The 19,456-nt window shown below is 46.9% G+C and carries 16 protein-coding genes; 10 read left to right on the top strand and 6 right to left on the bottom strand.

What is annotated here, in order from left to right:
- The first annotated feature begins 95 nt into the window (after positions 1-95).
- The 3 genes from A3842_RS23505 to A3842_RS23495 all read left to right on the top strand — a co-directional run bounded on the left by A3842_RS23505 (position 96) and on the right by A3842_RS23495 (position 1,805).
- On the top strand, positions 96-437 hold the full coding sequence (locus A3842_RS23505; RefSeq protein ID WP_074085476.1) for a PadR family transcriptional regulator: 342 nt from the start codon (positions 96-98) through the stop codon (positions 435-437).
- On the top strand, positions 424-1,053 hold the full coding sequence (locus A3842_RS23500; RefSeq protein WP_074102918.1) for a DUF2812 domain-containing protein: 630 nt from the start codon (positions 424-426) through the stop codon (positions 1,051-1,053). Before A3842_RS23505 ends, A3842_RS23500 begins: the two co-directional genes overlap by 14 nt.
- A gap of 146 nt (positions 1,054-1,199) precedes the next feature.
- A complete protein-coding gene (locus A3842_RS23495) occupies positions 1,200-1,805 on the top strand; it encodes a pentapeptide repeat-containing protein (protein ID WP_074085474.1) in 606 nt (201 codons plus the stop codon).
- 108 nt (positions 1,806-1,913) lie between these two features.
- On the opposite strand, the gene A3842_RS23490 is transcribed toward A3842_RS23495, so the two are convergent.
- The 4 genes from A3842_RS23490 to A3842_RS23475 are packed head-to-tail and all read right to left on the bottom strand — an operon-like array spanning position 1,914 to position 5,060.
- Positions 1,914-2,705, bottom strand: coding sequence for an ABC transporter permease subunit (locus A3842_RS23490; RefSeq protein ID WP_074102917.1), 792 nt, complete (start codon positions 2,703-2,705; stop codon positions 1,914-1,916).
- Between the two features lie 15 nt (positions 2,706-2,720).
- Positions 2,721-3,518 carry an ABC transporter permease subunit gene (locus A3842_RS23485; RefSeq protein ID WP_074102916.1) on the bottom strand — a complete coding sequence of 266 codons (798 nt, stop codon included), beginning with the start codon at positions 3,516-3,518 and terminating at the stop codon, positions 2,721-2,723.
- 7 nt (positions 3,519-3,525) lie between these two features.
- A complete protein-coding gene (locus A3842_RS23480; protein WP_074102915.1) occupies positions 3,526-4,410 on the bottom strand; it encodes an ABC transporter ATP-binding protein in 885 nt (294 codons plus the stop codon).
- A 17-nt stretch (positions 4,411-4,427) separates the two neighbouring features.
- Complete coding sequence (locus tag A3842_RS23475; RefSeq protein WP_305953396.1) at positions 4,428-5,060, bottom strand: TetR/AcrR family transcriptional regulator; 633 nt, start codon at positions 5,058-5,060, stop codon at positions 4,428-4,430.
- Positions 5,061-5,216: 156 nt separating this feature from the next.
- Here A3842_RS23475 and A3842_RS23470 point away from each other — a divergent pair, with 156 nt between their 5' ends.
- Complete coding sequence (locus A3842_RS23470) at positions 5,217-5,792, top strand: PucR family transcriptional regulator ligand-binding domain-containing protein (protein ID WP_074085469.1); 576 nt, start codon at positions 5,217-5,219, stop codon at positions 5,790-5,792.
- Here A3842_RS23470 and A3842_RS23465 read toward each other — a convergent pair.
- Complete coding sequence (locus tag A3842_RS23465; protein WP_074085468.1) at positions 5,761-7,317, bottom strand: response regulator transcription factor; 1,557 nt, start codon at positions 7,315-7,317, stop codon at positions 5,761-5,763. The genes A3842_RS23470 and A3842_RS23465 overlap by 32 nt on opposite strands.
- An 18-nt stretch (positions 7,318-7,335) precedes the next feature.
- Positions 7,336-9,123 (bottom strand): sensor histidine kinase, encoded by a 1,788-nt coding sequence (locus A3842_RS23460; protein WP_074102914.1) that lies wholly within the window; start codon positions 9,121-9,123, stop codon positions 7,336-7,338.
- Between the two features lie 152 nt (positions 9,124-9,275).
- Between A3842_RS23460 and A3842_RS23455 the strand changes: the two genes are divergently transcribed.
- The 6 genes from A3842_RS23455 to A3842_RS33805 all read left to right on the top strand — a co-directional run bounded on the left by A3842_RS23455 (position 9,276) and on the right by A3842_RS33805 (position 19,051).
- Complete coding sequence (locus tag A3842_RS23455; protein ID WP_074085466.1) at positions 9,276-10,625, top strand: ABC transporter substrate-binding protein; 1,350 nt, start codon at positions 9,276-9,278, stop codon at positions 10,623-10,625.
- An 88-nt stretch (positions 10,626-10,713) separates the two neighbouring features.
- On the top strand, positions 10,714-11,580 hold the full coding sequence (locus tag A3842_RS23450) for a carbohydrate ABC transporter permease (protein WP_256701830.1): 867 nt from the start codon (positions 10,714-10,716) through the stop codon (positions 11,578-11,580).
- Complete coding sequence (locus A3842_RS23445; RefSeq protein ID WP_083609704.1) at positions 11,577-12,473, top strand: carbohydrate ABC transporter permease; 897 nt, start codon at positions 11,577-11,579, stop codon at positions 12,471-12,473. Before A3842_RS23450 ends, A3842_RS23445 begins: the two co-directional genes overlap by 4 nt.
- A gap of 37 nt (positions 12,474-12,510) precedes the next feature.
- Positions 12,511-14,085, top strand: coding sequence for an alpha-L-rhamnosidase-related protein (locus tag A3842_RS23440; protein WP_074102912.1), 1,575 nt, complete (start codon positions 12,511-12,513; stop codon positions 14,083-14,085).
- Between the two features lie 320 nt (positions 14,086-14,405).
- A complete protein-coding gene (locus A3842_RS33035; RefSeq protein ID WP_074102911.1) occupies positions 14,406-18,605 on the top strand; it encodes a hypothetical protein in 4,200 nt (1,399 codons plus the stop codon).
- Positions 18,602-19,051, top strand: coding sequence for a CPCC family cysteine-rich protein (locus tag A3842_RS33805; RefSeq protein WP_074085462.1), 450 nt, complete (start codon positions 18,602-18,604; stop codon positions 19,049-19,051). The genes A3842_RS33035 and A3842_RS33805 overlap by 4 nt, the downstream gene beginning before the upstream one ends.
- The last annotated feature ends 405 nt before the right edge of the window (positions 19,052-19,456 follow it).

Below are 19,456 nucleotides of genomic sequence, written 5' to 3'. Positions count from 1 at the left end.
GCAATATACAGTTAGAATGTATATAGTATGACTATACAGTTGAACTATACAATATCTTGCCGCATGTACAGTTTGATATCCAAAGGAGAAGAGATATGGGGAGAGACAAATATCTGCCGCTTACGGAAACGGTCTATTATATCCTGCTCGCCCTGCATGAGCCGGCGCACGGGTATTTGATCCTGCAAAAGGTTGAAGAGCTTAGTGGAGGACAGGTAAGAATGGCTGCGGGCACGCTATATGGTGCAATTGAGAATTTGATTAAGCTTAGGTTCATTGAACCTGTCGGCACGGTAGATAACCGGCGTAAGGTCTATGTGATTACAGAAGAAGGGCGGGCGGTCATGTTCCGGGACTATGAACGGATGAATCACATGATGGAGATCACGCGAAGAATTTGGAACTCAGACGGGAGGGAACCTCATGCGGAAATGTAAGTGTTTTACGAATTTAGAACATGAAGAGAAATGGCTGAATGATATGGCTGGGCGGGGCTGGCGATTTGTCAGAAAATCTTTGTTCAGCTACGAATTTCACGAAGCCGTACCGGAGGTTGGCCGAATAAAGATTGATTACCGTGCTTTTGTCAAGAAAGAGGATTTCGAGGATTATCGTGCCCTCTTCGAAGACAGCGGCTGGAAGCACATCCAGGGTTCGAAAAGTTCGGGATATCAGTATTTTAAGATGGTGAATGATCAGGGGAGCGAGGATATTTTTTCGGATGCCGATTCCAAAGCCGGGCGGTATAAACGTTTGTCAGAGATGTGGTTCTCGATTTCCTTGTCTTTTTTCCCGATTATTGTAGCGCTGATGTCAACAGGTACTCTCAAGCCGGCGGCTCTGCTCGATCCCGAAGCCCTCTATTTGACCCCTGGGTTATGGGAGAAGACTGGAGTTGGGTTTTGGCGGGCCTTTCTGTTCGAAACGCCGTTTGCACTTCTTCGGGGATTGAGTGCATGGCTCCTGCCCCTGGTGATTATGCTGTATCTGATCTTCGCCTTCAAGGCGAACCGGCAATATAAGCGATCACAGGGAGAGAACCTGTCCGATTAACGAGTGGGGTTATGCTGCATACCCGCTAAAAATATATTTCATTGAAATTACAGCTTATGGGAAAAACACTTGACACAGATATGATAAAATTAGTGAAATGGCGTTTTTATGCACATTGTATAGCTTACTGTTATCGGAGGAAAGACATGTACCAGTACAACGACCGGGAATTTGTGGATGTCCGTTTTGACGGGCATGATTTACGTTATGGTGAGCTGATCCGCTGCACATTTACTAACTGCACCTTCATGAACACCTCATTGGAAGAGATCGATACCACCCATTGCCGTTTTATCGAATGTGATTTTAAAGGCGCAGCCCTGAATGCTTCGATCCACACCGAATCTGCGTTCGAAAATTGTAAATTCAGCGGTGCGAATCTCTTTGTAAGCAAGTTCATCTCCTGCAAAATGACCGGTTCTGATTTCGCGGGCGCTCAGATGGATGGCATTACACTAAGCGGGGGAGACTGGTCCTACACCAATCTGAGGTATACCAAGCTTGGCAAGCAGGATTTGCGGGGCATCCGTTTTTTTGAAGCGGATCTATCGGAGAGTGATTTGGCCAAGGCTGACCTGAGAGACTGTGATCTGACAAGAGCCATGCTGGGTAAAGCCATCCTGACCGGGGCTGATCTGCGGGGAGCCAAGCTGGAAGGTGTGGATATGAAAGCACTGATGGTAAAAGGAGTGCGGATGGACAGGGAGCAAGCCGTTGTGTTCCTGCGTTCCTATGGTGCGAAGGTGGATTAAGTTCAGCAAAGTGTATGAAAAGCCAGCAATCGGATAGGATGTACACAGAGCGGAGGCCCAGGCGGCCTCCGCTTATTCGTGTGCCGTGAAATGGCTCACGCTGCACTTCTACAAATCCCTTTTATTGAAAAAGACATAAGTCACAGCGACAAGCACCACAATGAGCGCTGCCGACAGAAGCACGAAGACGACATCCAATCCTCCGCCATACATCACATTTTTGGCTTCAAAATACTTAAACGGTGTGATGTATTTCAGGCTTGCAAGCCTGTCGTTCAAGTCGATCGCAATCGATAATACAAAGGTGAGTAAAAGAATTCCTGTGGCAAGGGATGCGGCGGCCTTGGATTTTTTTTGCACGGCTGCAGTTGCCGTTCCGATGGACATGAACAGGAGCTGTAGAATCAACATGGCAAGCATGGTCATGGTGATATCCCCTGCAACGGACTCCCCCTTGCTGTACTTTCCTACCATAAGTAGAGAAGCCCATAAAGTAACCAGATTAAATATAATGATATTGACCAAGGCTGCCAGTAATTTGGAGGTGATGATGTGATGTCTGGAAACCGGCTTAACAAATAGAAATTCCGAGGTTTTATCCCGCTCTTCCTTAGAGATGATATTCGCCCCCAGCATGGCGGCATGAACCGTAGCCATCAATAACAAATAGACGAATAACATTCCGTAATATCCGCTGGCTGTATTCAGATCCAGGTTTCCAATCCCTAATATCGCCTGCAGTGATTTGGGCATGTCCGCCATCATCTGGCTCATGGACTGTCCGGAGGCGGATAACCCCGCGTATTTACCCATGCCGGAGGCTACCATGAGGAACACACCGATGCTCCAGAAGATTAAAGATTTCCGGTACGATTTCATTTCTCTCCAAAATATATTCACAAATGATCCCCCCTTTTACACCGCATGAATATCTTTTTTGGCATACACGTAGTAGCTGGCTGAGATGGCAATCCCAATAATAACGGCCCCGGTGATTACATAGGAGATTTCGTATCCTGAATGTCGTAAGATTTCGGACGGATCAAAATATTTAAAGGGCGACAGGTAACGCAGGCTGGCATCCCCGGTTGTTGCTCCGATCATCCCGATAAAGTAAAAGGAAAAGACTGTAGCCAGTGAAACCGTCAGCACCGATTTGATCTTGCGGATCATGACCGACATCACGATTCCGATGGCCAGAAAGAGTAGCTGAACCCACAAGATGCTTAAGCTGAGCAGGAGAAATATCTTCAAGCTATAATCCTCCACCTTCACCTGTGAAGCCATCCCATAGGCCGCCGCTCCATAAATAATATTGGTAATGACTAAGGACACGAATGCTGCCATCAGCTTCGCCGTAATAACCGTTGAACGTGTAACCGGCTTGGTTAACAGGAAATCCGCTGTTTTCTCCCGGGCTTCTTTAGATACAATCGAAGTGCCCAGATTCATAGCCTGGATGGCTCCGACCAGAACGATGAACGTCAAAGAATACGTATAGAAGCCCATAATCGTAAAGAGATTGTTCAAATCGAGCCCGATTGCTTTTCTTAATGATTCGGGATAGCCTTCAAGCAGCTTCGTGAATTCCCCGGCATCTTTGTGGAAAGAAGGGAAGAGGGACATGAACAGCACCATGATTGCGATTAAAGAAAGTAACCAGATGATCGTGGATTTCCGGTAAGCCTTCAGTTCGTGCAGGAAAATATTCATCAGCGCTCTAATCCTCCTTTACATAGTAGTGCATAAAGATCTCCTCCAGATCCGGCTCCTCGATCCATACATTGGTGATGTCCGTTTCTGCTATTTTTTGGAGCACCCCATTGAGGTTGCCCCGGAACAGAAAGTGAACCAGATGATCCTTAACCTCTAATTGACTGACGCCCGGCAGATTGAAGTACTCCTTATCGAGTGGTGTTTTCGTGTGGATTTTGAATTTTTTATAGTTATTTTCCTGTAAGGTGCTGATCTTTTCGACCGTAACGATAGCCCCTTCTTTGATGATCGCAACACGGTTGCAGAGCCTTTGAACTTCACTGAGAATATGGGATGAAAATAAAACCGTTGCGCCTTTTTGGTTCTCCGTTTCCAGCAGTTCAAAGAATTTCTGCTGCATAAGCGGGTCCAGGCCGCTGGTAGGCTCATCCAGGATGATCAGCTTGGGCTCGTGGAGCAGCCCTTGGACAATTCCCACCTTTTTTTTGTTGCCGAGCGACAAATCATCAATTTTCTTCGTCAAGTCAAGGTCCATGATTTCCGCCAATTCCTTGATTCGTTTCGTACAGTCCTTTTTGTAGAAGCTGGCCGAATACTTCAAGAGATCGAACACCTTCATATTGTCATAATAAAAGACTTCCGAAGGCAGATACCCGATTTCCTTTTTGATGTCAGGAGCGAATTCAATGCAATCCTTGCCGAAAATCTTGGCGTTGCCGCTAGTCGGGTAAATCAGGGACAGCAAGGTTCGGATCGTAGTCGATTTTCCCGCACCGTTTGGCCCGATGAATCCGAATATCTCCCCCTCTTCTACATTAAAGCTGATATCCGTGATGCCTCTGGACTTACCGTACGTTTTGGTCAGATGATTAATTTCAATCACATTCATGGCAGAACCTCCCGGAACTATTGATAAAAAGAATGTCTAAGCATCTCACTGTAGACGTCGAGCTCGGCAATGATATCCTCTAGCTGAATTTGACTCACAGGTACTGAAGCCGTCTGCGCCTGCAATCGGTAGGCGAACCCTTCCATAGTCCAATAGATAATGTTTACCGCTTTTTCGATATCGATTCCCTCTTTGAACGGGGTGAGGTCAATATCACCGAACAAATCTTTATAGCCCTTGTTCAAAAATTCTTTTTTCCGGTTCTCTAAATCGGGCTTCACCTCACTGGAATCCTCAGGATACACTCTCTTTATGAATTCAAAGGCATTCGGGTATTTCTGAAATAATCCGAATTTAAGGATCGCCACATTCCTGTACTTGATAAAAATATCACGCTGATCCCAATCGATGTGTGCGTGTATTTCCTCCATTAGCATTTCTATAAAATAATCAAACAAAAATAAGTACAGGTCCTTCTTATTATTAAAATAATGGAACAGCAGACCTTTGGAGATTCCCGCCTGCTTCACGATTTCATTGGTGGAGGCATTCTGGTACCCTTTAAGCGCGAATTCTCGTAAAGCGGCATTTATGATGCGGTCCTGCTTATCCTTACTTAGATTTAGAAACTTGGAGAACAATGGTATCACCTCCAGGGGTATCACTATATTAACCATAAGCATCGATCATTCCAATGATATTGACCAATGCGGTCAAATTGATTGTAATTCTCTTGACCGCATTGGTCAATACTGAAAATCTAAAGCATTTTCCTTAACCCCTTAGATCTTTTTTGCGGGGAGCTGTTGTTTTTTGGTGGTCTGGGATTAAGGTGCGATGTGGACAGTCTTGTCGAGCTGCTCAAGGAAGCCGCCGAAAAAAATACCTCCGGCATTATTTTTCTGGCCAATGACGAGATGACATCCGAAGTGATACAGTACCTGAAGCCGTATGCGGACAATTTGCGGATGCCAGTGTTCGAGCTTCCCCGCGAATCCATTATCGTTGAAATCACCAAAGAGATTTCCAGCAAAATATTAGAAGAGGAGAGCAGGACTTCTATCACTGAACATTTGCTTGAGCGGCTGTGCTTCGGGGATGCGGAGTCCGTTCACGAATGGGTGAGCAAGGCAGGATACTACGGCATCGACCTGAGCGGTTATTTGGACCGGATGAATATGGAATGGGACCATTCGTTGATATATGCAGCAGGGACTAGTACACCCTCAACTGCCCAGCGCAAAAAAACTTCTGTTCACCGCTTGTTTTATCACAACGCGTTGAACAGAAGTTTTTTTGGGTTTGCGGCGACTGCATTGTATGCTGAACAAAGGTTGGTAACATATGCGCTCAAGGCTGGTTTCGGTAAGCTTCCGGTGTGAGACCGGTGCTCTTTTTAAACAGACGGAAGAAATATTTCTCATTGTCAAAACCAAGCGCGCCGGCAATGATATATACTTTATCATCCGTAGTTTTTAACAAAGTTTTGGCGTGTTCAATCCGCAGTTTGTTGATGAAATCCGTGAAATTCTCCCCGGTCTTCTCCTTGAACAAAAAGCTTAAATAACTGGAGTTCATAAAAAATAAAGAGGAAACCTTCTCCAAGGTCAGATCCTGCAAATAGTTTCTGTGAATATAAACTTTCACGTTATCGATTACATTCGGTGAAGAATAAGGTGTGCTGTCTTTAAGCAGTTCCGCCAAGTCTGGCAGCACAGCCATGAAATACTGCCGGATTTCCTCCGGGTCAAATGATGTATTAAGTACAGCCTCCATGCTGGAAGAAGTCGTTTGATAGGTAGTAGCCGGAAGACGTAATCCGAGTAATTGTTTGATTTCCGCAGCCAGTTCCTGGCATTGGTGTTTGAGCTGGAATAGTGTGGCACTCGGCAGTTGCATATAAAAAGTAATGAAATCGACGACACTTTCCCTAACCTTAGAGGAATGTCCGGCTTCCAAATAGAACATCAAGTCCCCGGTTTTATTCCATAAAGGCATTTCCGAAGGACAGTCTTCGGCGTTGTAAACGAATATGGAGCCATAATCCATGATCCCCTTGCTGTTCATTGCGCTTAAGCATTCCTTCTGCGCCTGATACAGTTCGGCCATATTGGACTTAGCAGCGCTGAGCCCCGCAAATACTTTATTATAGGGAATGGCACAAAGCGGCTCGAAAAATCTATCGGCGGACTGAATCGCGAAGCTAGCGTCCATTCCTTTATAGGAAACCCGCTCATAAGAAGCGAATACCACGAATAACAAATGTTCGTTCACAGGGTGCGGAACTGAAATGTAATCTTCATGAACGCCACCTTCAAATAGATCCGGATTGATCTGCGTGGAACTATATACGGTCAGCAGAACATAGAAACTTGCAGCCCCGAAACGGTTCATCTGTTCAGAATGAAAAGAAACAGGTTTGCCTGTTTGCTCATCCAAGATGAGATGCAGCAGTTTTTGCTGATCCAATTGGCGAATCATGGCTTCATTTTCACTTTTGGATAATGCAGCCTGTTGCTTGGCGGCACGTTCCGATGCTAACGAATCAATGGCTTTGCGCAGCGCTTGATGGATTTCTTCGCGGCTGAACGGCTTGAGTACATAACTGACTACTCTGGCGGAGATCGCCTCCTGCATGTATTCAAAATCGGAATGTCCGCTGATGACAATGATCTTTTTAAGAGGATATCTCTCCTGCATGACCCGCAGCAAGGATTTGCCATCCATCACCGGCATCCGCATATCGGTCAGAATCAGGTCAGGATCAGTTTGCTCGATGAGCTCCAGCGCATCCTCTCCGTTCTCTGCCTCCCCGAGCAGGACGAGCTCCTGCTCAAAGGACTGGATCTTCTTGATTAGCCCTTTTCGAACGAGGTATTCATCGTCGATCACAATAAAAGTATGCATTTGGATCCGTCCTTTTCTTTAATTTGCCGGGATGGTGATTTTCACTGTGGTACCCAAGCCTTCCAGACTCTCAAAGGTAAGTCCATATCCGGGACCGTAGTACAGCACAATCCGCGAATGGACGTTTTTAATCCCGATGCTCCGTTTATTTCTTTGTCCAAAGCCGCCAAATTCCGGGGGTTCGGCCAGCAGGGCTTGAATCTCGGCAACTTGGGCTGTCGTCATGCCGATCCCGTCGTCGATAATTTCAAACACCAAATCGTGTCCTTCTCTACAGCCGTTCACGGTAATGCTGCCTTTACCTTTTTTATTTTCAAGTCCGTGATAGAGCGCATTCTCCACCAGCGGTTGCAAAATGAGCTTCAGGATTTTACTGCTTTGCACCCGCTCGTCAATTGTCTTGTGAAAAGAGATTTTGTCTCCGTACCGGATTTGCTGGATTGCCATATAATTGTCCACATGCTGCAATTCCTCAGAGGCCGGGACCAGCTCGCTTTCCGTCTTGATACTGTACCGGAACATATCGCCAAGTGCTTTGGTCATAATAGCGATGCTTTCCACTTCTTCAATCTCGGCTATACTGTTAATGGACTCAAGCGTATTGTACAAAAAATGTGAATTGATCTGCGCTTCCAGTGCCTTCATCTGCGAATCCAGGGTCAGGATACGGTTCTGGTAGCTCTCCCGGATGTACAGGTCGATGTCCTGCATCATCTTGTCATATTCCGTGTACAGAATGCCGATCTCATCGTTTCGTTTGTATTTGGCTTTGGAGGGAATGAATTTTTGCGATTTATTTTTGCGCATGGTACGGCTGAGCTCGATAATAGGCCGTGTAATCCATACGGACAGAAGAATGGAAAGGATCAGGAATAGCACACCGCAGGTGGCGGAAATATAAATAATCAGCTTCTGTGAAATGCCGTATTCCTTATACAGCTTGGAGGTCGAAAGATTGGCAATGACTTTCCAGCCGTTGCTGGGGAAGGCTTGTATTACCGTTATATCATCGGAATTATAGTATTTTGCTTGGTCGCCGTTCATGTTTTGGGCCTTGGTCCACAGTTCGGCAGGCAGCGTAGAACCCGCAGGATTCTGGGACCCTTCAAAGAGGAGTGTCCCGTCCTCATTCACCAGATAAATGTTAGACAGGTTCGTTGCCAGATTGCGGTTCAATCCGCTGAAAATGTCCAGACTGCAATCCAGCATAAAGACGCCAAGAAATTCCCCCGTGTTCATATCGTAAACTGCACGAGAGAAGGAAATAGAGGGTTTGGCATTGATGAAGTAAGGCTTTATTTTATTATCCCCGATGTAGAGCTCCCCTTGTTTAGCCAGCGTCTTCTGGTACCAGGTGTCTTGCAGCGGATTATAATCTGCCTTGAGGTCGCTTACCGAACCATAACTGATAAATTTACCATCCGGCGTAAAGAGGTACACACCATTGATATAGTCGTAACCCAGCAGCACATTCTGAAAAATCAGCTTCAGCTTGTTGCGGATCGTATAGATTTCGAAAGAGTCATTTGTCGCCTGGAGCTGCTTCAATTCGTCACTGACGGTTCTATACTCCGTTGAACTGGAGGATTGCTGCTGGAAGGTGATCGAGATCCGCTCAATATTTTGCAGGACGCCCTCAATGCTCTCGACCGCATTTCCAATGGTTGTCGCTGCCACTAAGGAGGTCTGCTTATTCACTAGTTCGGTATAACTCCGGTAGGAGCTAATAGCAATTACAATAATCGGGATAAGGGAAACGGCAAGCAGCACCAGAAACAGTTTGGTTTTGATATTAAAGAATCGCAATCCAATTCTTCCTTCCGCTGAAAACGTTAATGAATGCAATCTAAAAATAGTGCACTCAAATGACCAAAGTAAGTATACCTCCTCTGATAGTAAAATGAAAGCGTAAACAGTAGTGCACTTTATAAACGGAAACGAAAGAGGGGTCTTAATCTATGAAAGCTAGAAAATCACTTTGGGCCGGTCTCACCGCTTTGATTTTATCTGCGTCACTTCTTGGCGGCTGCGGTTCCAGTTCTAACAACGAGCCGGCTGCTTCAAACGGCAACACAGCGGATACAGGCGGTTCCAGCGCTAAACCGGTAACGATTACTTTAATGATGTCAGGGACTAAGGCACCGGACGGTCAGGATTTTGTATTAGACATTCTTCCTAAGCTGGTTAAGGAAAAATTCCCGAATGTAACGCTGGAAACTTCAAAATACCCGGATGAGCAGTATATTACCTCTGTACGTACGAAGCTGGCGGCAGGACAAGGACCCGACATCTTCCTTGTGTTCCCGAGAAATGCATCGCTTGCTGTGAACGATATGGCGAAAGCAGGTTTTACCGCTGATCTGTCTGACCTGACCTTCCTGGACAATATCAGCACCGGCGCGAAGGAAGACATGGCGTATGAAGGGAAACAGTATGCGATTCCATCGGGTATGGATATGCTTGGGGTTTACTATAATCAGGAGTTGTTCAAGCAGGCAGGGATTACCGAGCAGCCCAAGGATTGGCCGTCCTTCCTCGAAGCCTGTCAGAAGCTGAAGGATGCGGGTATTACGCCAATCGTCCTCGGGGATAAAGACCCTTTCTTTATTCAATTCGGGATGTATCAAATTGCGGCGAATACCGTATACCCGGATGACAAAGAGTTTGACACCAAGCTGCAAACCGGAGAGACTTCACTGACTGACCCTAAATGGGTGAAGACGGTTTCCATGTTCAAGGAGCTTTATGATAAGGGATATGTCATTAAAAACTCACTTGGACTAGGAAGCGCTCAAGCAGCCCAAAATTTTATTGACGGCAAAGCTGCAATGGTGTTTGACGGAACCTGGGATTATCCGACACTGACGGCTAAAGGCGCATCTGAGTTCACACGCGGGTTCTTCGCGCTTCCGGCTAACGATGCCGGCAAGCCTACTTATATTGCTGCGGCTACATCCGCCGGTTACGCCGTTAATGCCAAATCGGAGAACATGGATGTGGCCAAGGAGATTTTGAATTACTGGTACGATGGTCAATCCGACTTGTTCAAGGAGTGGGTGAAGTCCAATACTTCCATCAGTGTATACAAAGATGTTCCGCTCAATCATGAACTGTTCAAACCGGTATTCGACGATTACAACAACAACGGAAATTCCGTTTATTTCCCCAATCAGATGTGGATGACGGGCGTCGCTGAAGAAATGGAAGCGAAGTTTGCCAACATTATCGGCGGACAGAAGACGACGCCGGAGGAAGTGACTGCGGCCATGGACAAAAAGTATAAGGAATTGGCAAAGAGCAAGAAATAGACATACAACTGTAAAGGATCACCGGCTATAAGTAATGGCCGGTGCATCCGGGATTAAAAGGGAGATGAGAGAAATGAACCGGACTGTAATGAAAAAAACGATGTACTTTTTTGCCATCCCTGCTTTGGTATTTTACCTGATATTCTGGATCTTTCCGATTCTGAAGCTGTTTCAATACAGTGTTACCGACTATAACGGGTTCTCCCCGGATTTTAATTATATCGGCTTGGACAACTTTAAAGACTTGTTCGCAAGCGGAACACTCGGAACCTCGCTGTGGCACACAATATTGTATACCGTAATCAGTGTCGCATTAGGTAACTTGATTGGATTAGCACTTGCTTTGATGCTGAATATGAATATCCGCGGAAAAGGTTTTTACCGTTCGATTTCCTATATTCCTACCTTGTTCAGTGCTATTGTCGTAGGTTTTATCTGGAGTTATGTCTATATGCCCGATTCCGGGATGATTACAACCCTTTTGTCGAAGATAGGCTTTAATACTGAAAATATCAATTTTCTCGGCAATTATTCCACCGCCTTGTACTCGATTATCTTTGTGGAAATCTGGAAGAATATTGGCACGACCATGATTATCTTTCTGGCCGGTCTGCAGACCGTTCCCAAGGATTTGCTGGAAGCGGGTGAAATTGACGGCTGCGGCCCATGGCGTCTATTGAGAAATATCAAGCTTCCGCTGCTTGCCACTTCGGTGACGATCAATATTACACTTAGCTTAATCAATGGTCTGAAAGCCTTTGACTTCCCGTTCATTATGACCAGCGGCGGTCCTGGAACTTCGACTAACACCCTTATTTTCTCAATTTATAAAATGGCCTTCACGGAGCAAATGTTTGGTAAAGCCTCTGCGCTTGGTATCCTGTCCTTCTTGTTCATTATGGTCATCACAGGAATCTTCGTGCTCAATATGAACAAACGGGAGGTGTCGGCATGACGTCGATGACCAAAAACATGTTTGCATCCGATCCAAAGCGAGGAGCGTTAAAACGGCTAAGCGGCCGAAACCTGGGGAAAAAGGCGCTGGTTCAACTACTGGTTATTGCCGTAATGGTGCTCAATCTGATTCCTCTGGTGATCGCGTTGTCCACCTCGCTGCGTTCCCCGGACAATATGAGCAATCCTGTCAACTTGTTCAATGAATTCTCGCTGTCCAGTTACCGCTCTGCATTTGAACGAATGCATTTTTCGCAGGCCTTTATGAACAGTCTAGTCCTGACCGGCATTTCCGTGATCGTCGTAGTACTGATTGCTTCGATGGCTGCCTACCCGATGGCCCGGATCAAGAGCAGAACCAGTCAGTTTCTCTATCTGTTCTTTCTTTCGGGACTTGTGGTTCCCGGTCAAATGGTCCTGATTCCGATTGTGCAAATGCTGAACAGCCTGCACATTCCGAGCACGCAGTATACGCCGATCCTGATGTTCATTACGTGCAGCCTGCCGTTCTCTACGTTCCTGTATACCGGTTTTATCCGCAGCGGAGTACCGGAGGAAGTGGAAGAGGCCGCGCATATCGACGGGGCCGGACTGTTTTACCGGTTCTGGAAAGTCGTATTTCCACTGCTGATTCCGGTTACTGTATCGGTTATTATTACGCAGGGCGTATGGATCTGGAATGACTACTTCTTTAATATGATCTTCATTACCAAGGCTTCGCAATCACCGTTGCCGCTGGCAATGCTCGGTTTCATGGGCGACCAGCAGAACCCTACACAGTGGAATGTGCTGTTCGCCGCCTGCATCTTGTGCGCGCTGCCGCTGCTCATCGCATTTACCTTCCTGCAAAAATATTTCGTGGGCGGGCTTACCGTTGGTTCGGTAAAGGGTTGATCTGCTTAGTGATAAATCTAGAGTAGGAGGTTGGATGATGTCCCAAGCTATAGGGCAGAGTGCAGCAGTGATCATAAAAAAAAATGAAGCTTTTGCCCAGGCGGCAGAGCGACTTATTCCCGAATTATTCCATGAGGTCTGCCGTCCGCAGCATTTGATTAAAGTCATAGCCGATGAAGAAGCTGTTCATGGCTGGAGAACTGAGGTTGTACAATCGGCCGATGAACTGCCTTCGCTTGCCCTTGGAAAAGGGGATGAGGTCATTTTGGATTTTGGCAAACACTTGGTGGGCAAATTGTCGCTTCATATTGAGCCGGATGGAAGTCCGCCTGATGCGCCACTGTATTTAAAGGTAATCTTGGGAGAAATGCCGGTTGAAATGGGGGAATCCTTTGCCGAATATGAGGGCTGGTTAAGCCGTTCCTGGCTGCAGGAGGAAACCTATCATTTGGATGTATTGCCTCACACACTGCATATGGAACGCCGTTATAGCTTCAGGTATTTGAAACTTCAGGTACTGGACACCTCCGTGAAGTACAAGGTGATCTTCGATGATGTCTACTGTACAACCGTCACTTCGGCCTCACCTGAAATGATTGTTCCGCTGAAGCATACTGACGAGGAGCTTGCGCGGATTGACGAGGTCAGCATCAAAACGTTGGAAGACTGCATGCAGGAGGTTTTTGAGGATGGACCCAAGCGGGACCGCAGACTTTGGCTTGGTGATCTGCGGCTGCAGGCGCTGGCCAATTACGAAACGTTCAAAAATTACGATTTGGTCAAACGCTGCCTGTATCTTTTTGCTGCTTATCCAACGGATAAAGGGCTGATTTCGGCTAACCTGTTCATGAAGCCTGTGGTCATTCCCGATGATACGTATCTGTTCGACTATTCGCTCTTTTTTGTTGCTTCGCTGAGTGACTATTATGAAGCTACGCAGGATATGGACACGCTTCGTGAGCTGTGGCCAACCGCATTTCGGCAGATCGAATTGTCGCTGGAACGGTTGGATACGCGTGATATCGTACAAGACGATAACTCGTGGTGGGCATTTATTGATTGGAAGGATCAATTAAGTAAAGTAGCCTCCGCCCAGGCGATTCTAATCTATAATATGAAGTCTGCATTGCAGCTTGCGACAATACTGGAGGATCACAATCAGGAGTTCCTGCAGTTGAGAATTGAACAGCTCACAGCGGCAGCATTGCAATTTCTGTGGAGTGATAAACTGCACTACTTCGTGAGCGGAGAACAACAGCAAATCTCCTGGGCCTCGCAAATCTGGATGATACTGGCCGGTGTAATAGATGAAGCGAAAGGGAAAGAGCTGCTTGTGCGTCTGCTCGATGAGAAACCCGGTTTATCCTTGTCTACTCCTTATATGATGCATCACTTGATTGAGGCCTTGATCCAGGTGGGCGAGCGGGAAAGAGCAACGCTGGAGATCAAAAAATATTGGGGACAGATGGTTAAAGACGGAGCGGATACCTTCTGGGAGCTGTACGATCCGGAGAATAAAAATTTCTCTCCTTATGGAAGTTACTTAATTAACAGCTATTGTCATGCCTGGAGCTGCACACCGTCTTATTTCATCCGTAAATATCATTTGTAAAAGCAAAAAGGAAATCATGGTTTTGATTATAAAAGCCCCTGTTCATTGCTTGTCTATCACAAGCTCTGGGCGGGGGTTTTTTGGGTGCATCTACCGCATTTGCCGGCAGAATAAAGGTTGGAAATATATAAAATTACATTCAATTCAAGCCGCTGAGAAGCGGCTTCTTTGATAATTTAAGAGCTGAAGTCTAAAACGGTTACATTGTCCAGTGAAGGACGGTGTAGCCGTTTTATTAAGAAAATTTTTTAAAAAAATCTGTAAATCAACTCCTGAAATTACCATTACTTGTATACGGAATATTCAGGGAGTGACCCTCTATGTCAAGCAAGATTGTTGTACAGAAGCCAGCAGAGCAGCAGACTGAGATAAAAAAGAGTTCTGCACAAGCTCCACTCGCTGACAAAGCGGCATTGAAGCCGCAAATACGAACCCCGCTTGAGCTCAAACGGCTAACCAACCGCCTCTTAACCGCCCCGGAAACGGTAACTTCCGGTGAGTTCGCTATGCTCACGGGTGTCATTGGCCTTCGGAGCGCTCTTATGCTGCTTGACCAAGGCAAGCGGAACAAGGGAAAGGCAGAGGCAACGGACATAACCTCGGATACAACACCGAAAGAATCTCAGAACTTACCTGCCGCTTCACGAGACTCTTCAATACAGCAAGCGTCACCGTCAACACATCAGTCAGAGGTTTCGGCCCAGCCTGTTTCAGCACAAGCTGCAAAGCCTGAAAAGGCTGAAAAGACCAGCCCAAAAACTGAAAAAGACAACAGGAATGCAACAGAATTTAAAAAGGGTGTTGAAGGTAAGCTATCGCCACTCACAAAAGCGGAGGCAAGCGCAGATGCCACGTTAAAAGGTAAATTGGAAGCTCAGGCGGAGGCCAAGTCAGGTGCAAAGCCAGAAGGCAAAGCAGGAGCAAAGGCGGAAGCCAAGTCAGGTGCGAAGCAAGAAACCAAGCCGGATGGAAAGACCGCAGCCAAGCCAGCTCCGGCCCGGCCTAAGTCTGCTGCTTCTGGTCCGCTGTCTGCTAACCTGCCGCTGCAAGCCAGAAAGGCACCAGCAAAAGCTCCTGTTGTAAATATTAAAGGAGATAATCCGGGCAGTGTGATCCAGCAGCTTGGCAGCATTGCTCCGTCAGAAATCGTGGAGGCTTACACTCAAGCGGTGAATGTCTCGGGGGGAGCGTTAGAGCAGCAACGTCAGCAGGCCGAGAAGGCGCTGCCTGCAATTCCGACACCAACCGGAATCGCACCCGGCAAGGATACTGAAGCTGCTGATTCCCCGAAGCAGGCAGCGGCCGGTCCGGTGCCCGCTTCCGAACTGCCCGTTTTTCAGAGCGGGAAAAAAGGCGGGGATACCTCGACAGGGATGGTTAGCTTTCCCCAAAGCCCGGAGGAGGCAGATCCTGACCAGATTATGGCGGAAGCAAGCCGATTTGCAGCAACTCCGCCGGAGATTGGTCTGACGGGTGAAGCGGACCCCTCTCAGGTGGAGAGCTATCAGGCAGAGGCCACGCAGCATATGCAGACTGTACAGGACTCCGAGCTGGAGCAGACCCGGCAGGATTTCGGAGAGGACCGGATCCTACCCAAGCCGGACGATGCCATCCTCAAATCCGGGCTTGCAATCCGCTCCGTGGCTCCGCCAGCTTTTCAATTGAAATCCACTGGTGTGATCCCGCCCGATGTTGCCGGCTACCTCAACCCTCAGCTGGATGGCCCGCTTCAGACCTATATGGAGAATAGCCAGGCGGAGTATCAAAAAGGGAAGGAACCGTTTGACAGCGGACTCACAACTGCCAAAAGTGATACAAAGGCCGAAGTGGAACGGCTGAAAACTGAAGCTTCAGAGAAGCAGCGAAGCGAACAGGCTGCAGTCAAAGCAGAGGTCTCTGGGTACCGAAGCCAGTGGCAGGAAGAGATCAAGGCCACCAGCGGGGAGTTTGACCGTGAAGCGGGTACAGCCGCAGCAGAGAAGAACAAGGAGATTAGCGGGATCAAGGATGAGAAGGAAGGCGAGGTCAAGAAAAAGCTGTCCGAAGCCGAAAGCGAATCCCGGCAGGAATATAAGACCACGAAGACCCAGGCAGAGGAGAAGCAAAAGGAAGGTGAAAACGAAGGCGAGCAAACAAAGAAAAAAGCTAAAAACCCCTGGGAATGGATCAAGGAAAAAGGAAGGCAGGCCGGGGAAGCCATTCAAAAAGGCATGAACTTCCTCTTCACCCAGCTGCGGAAGGCAGTCAAAACCATTTTTGATAAAGCCAAGCAAGCCGTTGTGGGGCTGATTGAAGCAGGCCGAAAGCTGATTGTCAGCGCCATTAAAGGTTTCGGGAACGTGCTGAAGGGCTTAGCCAATAAAATATTCGCCCGTTTTCCAGGCATTGCCAAGAAGATCAACGGCTGGATCGACCGTGCGGTGAATAAGGCGGTTCAAGCCGTCAATGCTGCCGCAAGCCTCCTGAAGAAGGGGGTCAGTACCGCCCTGGACTTCATGGGGAAAACGGTGGATAAGCTGTTCGCCGGTGTCCAGTCGCTGTATAACGGCATATTGTCGGGAATCGGGAAATTCCTGAACGGGGACTTTAAAGTGAATTTCGGCAAGTTCCTGGAGATTGCACAAATTTCTGCTGAAATTGCTGCCGCTTTTGCGACAGGCGGAGGCAGTATTTTGGTTCAAATCGGCATCTGGCTGACATCGACACTCCCTAAGCTTCTGCGCCAGGCGAACTCGGTCATGACTGTGGTCAACACCTTGCGGAATTTCAAAGTGCAGAATGTGAAGCAGTTCCTGAATCCGTCGGGAATGGGCGGTTTTCTGGTCAAGGGGCTGTTCGGTGAACTTCAGCCGCTGCAGACGGGCCAGGAGGACGATAAGGAGAAGGACAAGGACGCTGGCAAGGCTCCGAAAAGCGGAGGCCAGGAAAAAGGGCTGATGAAGGTGCTGCAGCTCCTTGAGGGAGTGTTCGGGATTCTGCAAAAGACTGTAGGCAAGGTTGCCGGGGCCATCAACAAGGCTCTTCCGGTTATCAACATATCGGACAAGTCGTGGTTTAATCCTTTCAGTATGGCATATGCCGGTGCTGTTCAGGCGCTGGAGGTCGTGAAGAATCCCGCTGAGGCCCTTAATGAGGGGGCCGACAAGCTTAAGGAAGCAGCCGGAGGCTTTTTTAGGGGGATTCGGGAGAAGGTAACCGAAGCCGCTGGCGGGATTAAAGCAAAGGTGCAGCTGCTCGGGAAACCGGCCCAGCTCATGACGGTCCTGGCCAACAAAGGCGTGGATATGGTACTGAATTTTATCATCACCAATCCGCCGTCAGCACTGATTAAAGCCGTGTTTAAGGGGATTGAAGCTGTGGCAGGCCAATCGCTGGTTGACCTGATTCGCCAGCATATTCCCTTCGCGGACAAACTGATCAACAAGATCGCAGCGTCCGGCCCGGTCCAGGGCCTGATGCAGCCGCTTCAGGGACCTGTGGAAAAGGTAGGCGGGATGATCGACGAAGCCACCGGCGGAGCGACGTCTCTTGTCGATGAAGCTGAATCGCAGGCGAGTAGTGTCTTCGGCAACGGCACGAAGCTGCTGGCTAATCTGTCCGGGACCTCAGGCGGAGGCAGCAAAGACAGCCCAGGCCAAAAAGAAGAGCAAAAAGCCGGCGGAAAAGCAGGTGCTGCCAAAAAAGAAGCCAGCGGCGGTTTCCTCGGCACGGTTAAGGGAGGCGTTCACTCCCGCCTTTTAGCCTTCGGCAAGCAGCTGTTGAAGTCCGGAGTCAACCTCGCGGTGGCCGGAGCTGGCAAGCTCAAGAATGCCATCTCCGGCCTGCTGGTCAATTTCAAAATCGGCAAAGAAAGCCACAAGCTCTGGGTCGAAAAGAGTGGCAGCGGACATGTGGTGATGATGGCTAGTGATCCACAAACCTTAGCAGTAATCATAAAGGGATTTGAGACTCGGATAGAGAAATTAAAGGAGTATGGAGCTGGAAACGATGGATCTGAGATAGAAGATCCTGGAATAGACATTGGCGCACTTATAATTCAGCTTAAAGGACTTCATACAAAGATAGGGGCAACACCGCTAGACAAATTAGCGAGTTCAGATCTCAATACTGTAGTGCCTGTGATCAAAGCAATAGAACAGTATCTGGAGAAAAAGGAGGGTGCTGCTGAGGGGACGGGTGAACCTAATCAACAAGCTGAATCCTTATGGCGACCAACAGAGAAGATAGCTGATTTATGGAGTAAGGGGAAATTAAAAGTTCACTATGAAAAACATGGTGATGAATTTGGGGCAAAATCCTCAAAAGAATACTCAAACATGGCTTATGAATTTGGAACTAGTAAATCTGATAGTATTATACAAGTGAATGATGGAGCATTTATATATAGATATGAGCCGTCTACTAAATCTATATTCGTTGGGACTGGCATAGGAGGTAAAATCAAGTCATTTTATAAATGGGATGGTCGTTCTGATGATGCTGTAATCTTAATGTTAAAAGGAAAGGGATTAATTGAATGAGAAATATATCCAGGGAAAATTTCTTTAAATTAATATGCTCAGTACGTGATATTGTTGAAAAAGAGATAGATTTGCCAAAGTATTTTGAAGAAGGTTCTTCAAAAATTAATATGGAACTAAGTGAGGTGGATTTTCAAGGTGTTAGTAATGGATTTTTATCAGAAATAGTTTATGCTATTACAGGATATGATGTTGAAGTTATTGGTGAAGTGGAAGAATTGTTTACTTGCCCTTGTTGTGGTTTTAAAACTTTAACAGAACTTTATGATAAGATTGAAGGAACAGGTTATGATATTTGCCCATATTGCAAGTGGCAAGATGATGGAACTATGGACATAAATTCTTATAGGTCTATCAATAAAGGAAGTATAGCAGATCATCTTAATAAACTCCGCATAAATTCTAATAAGTACTATATAAACAAATGGCTAGATGGGAAAGATTAATGATTAATGTTTATCCAGCAGATGTTCCAAAGTAACCTTTTGCATGGGGATATACAGCTATTAGTTAAACTTTTTTTGGTGGGGCTACCCAGTATCGAATAAATCCGTCATATCTTGAATTAAAAGAAACAGCTTGAGAGTTACATATCTATCTTTTGCTGTATGGTATGTAGATCAATAAGGTGACGCCACTACTCCATGTCATTAAGTTAAGGCGTAGGGCCAAAAATCAAGAAAAAGAGCAGGTTATCAAAAAGATAGCCCGCTCTTTTTGCACGAAAAAATAGAACTTGACAAGCAGGTGGAAATGTGTAGCTAAGCTCCTTGAAAAAACGAGGAGGTTACGCCAGTGGAAATTCTTTTGAAAGTAATCATACGAATATTCCTCCTAAAGCAAAGCAATTC

The sequence above is a fragment of the Paenibacillus sp. P3E genome, assembly GCF_001909045.1.
Lineage (GTDB): Bacteria > Bacillota > Bacilli > Paenibacillales > Paenibacillaceae > Paenibacillus_AQ > Paenibacillus_AQ helianthi.
Note: the sequence above shows the minus strand (reverse complement) of the source record. Positions and strands in the feature narration are given on the sequence as shown.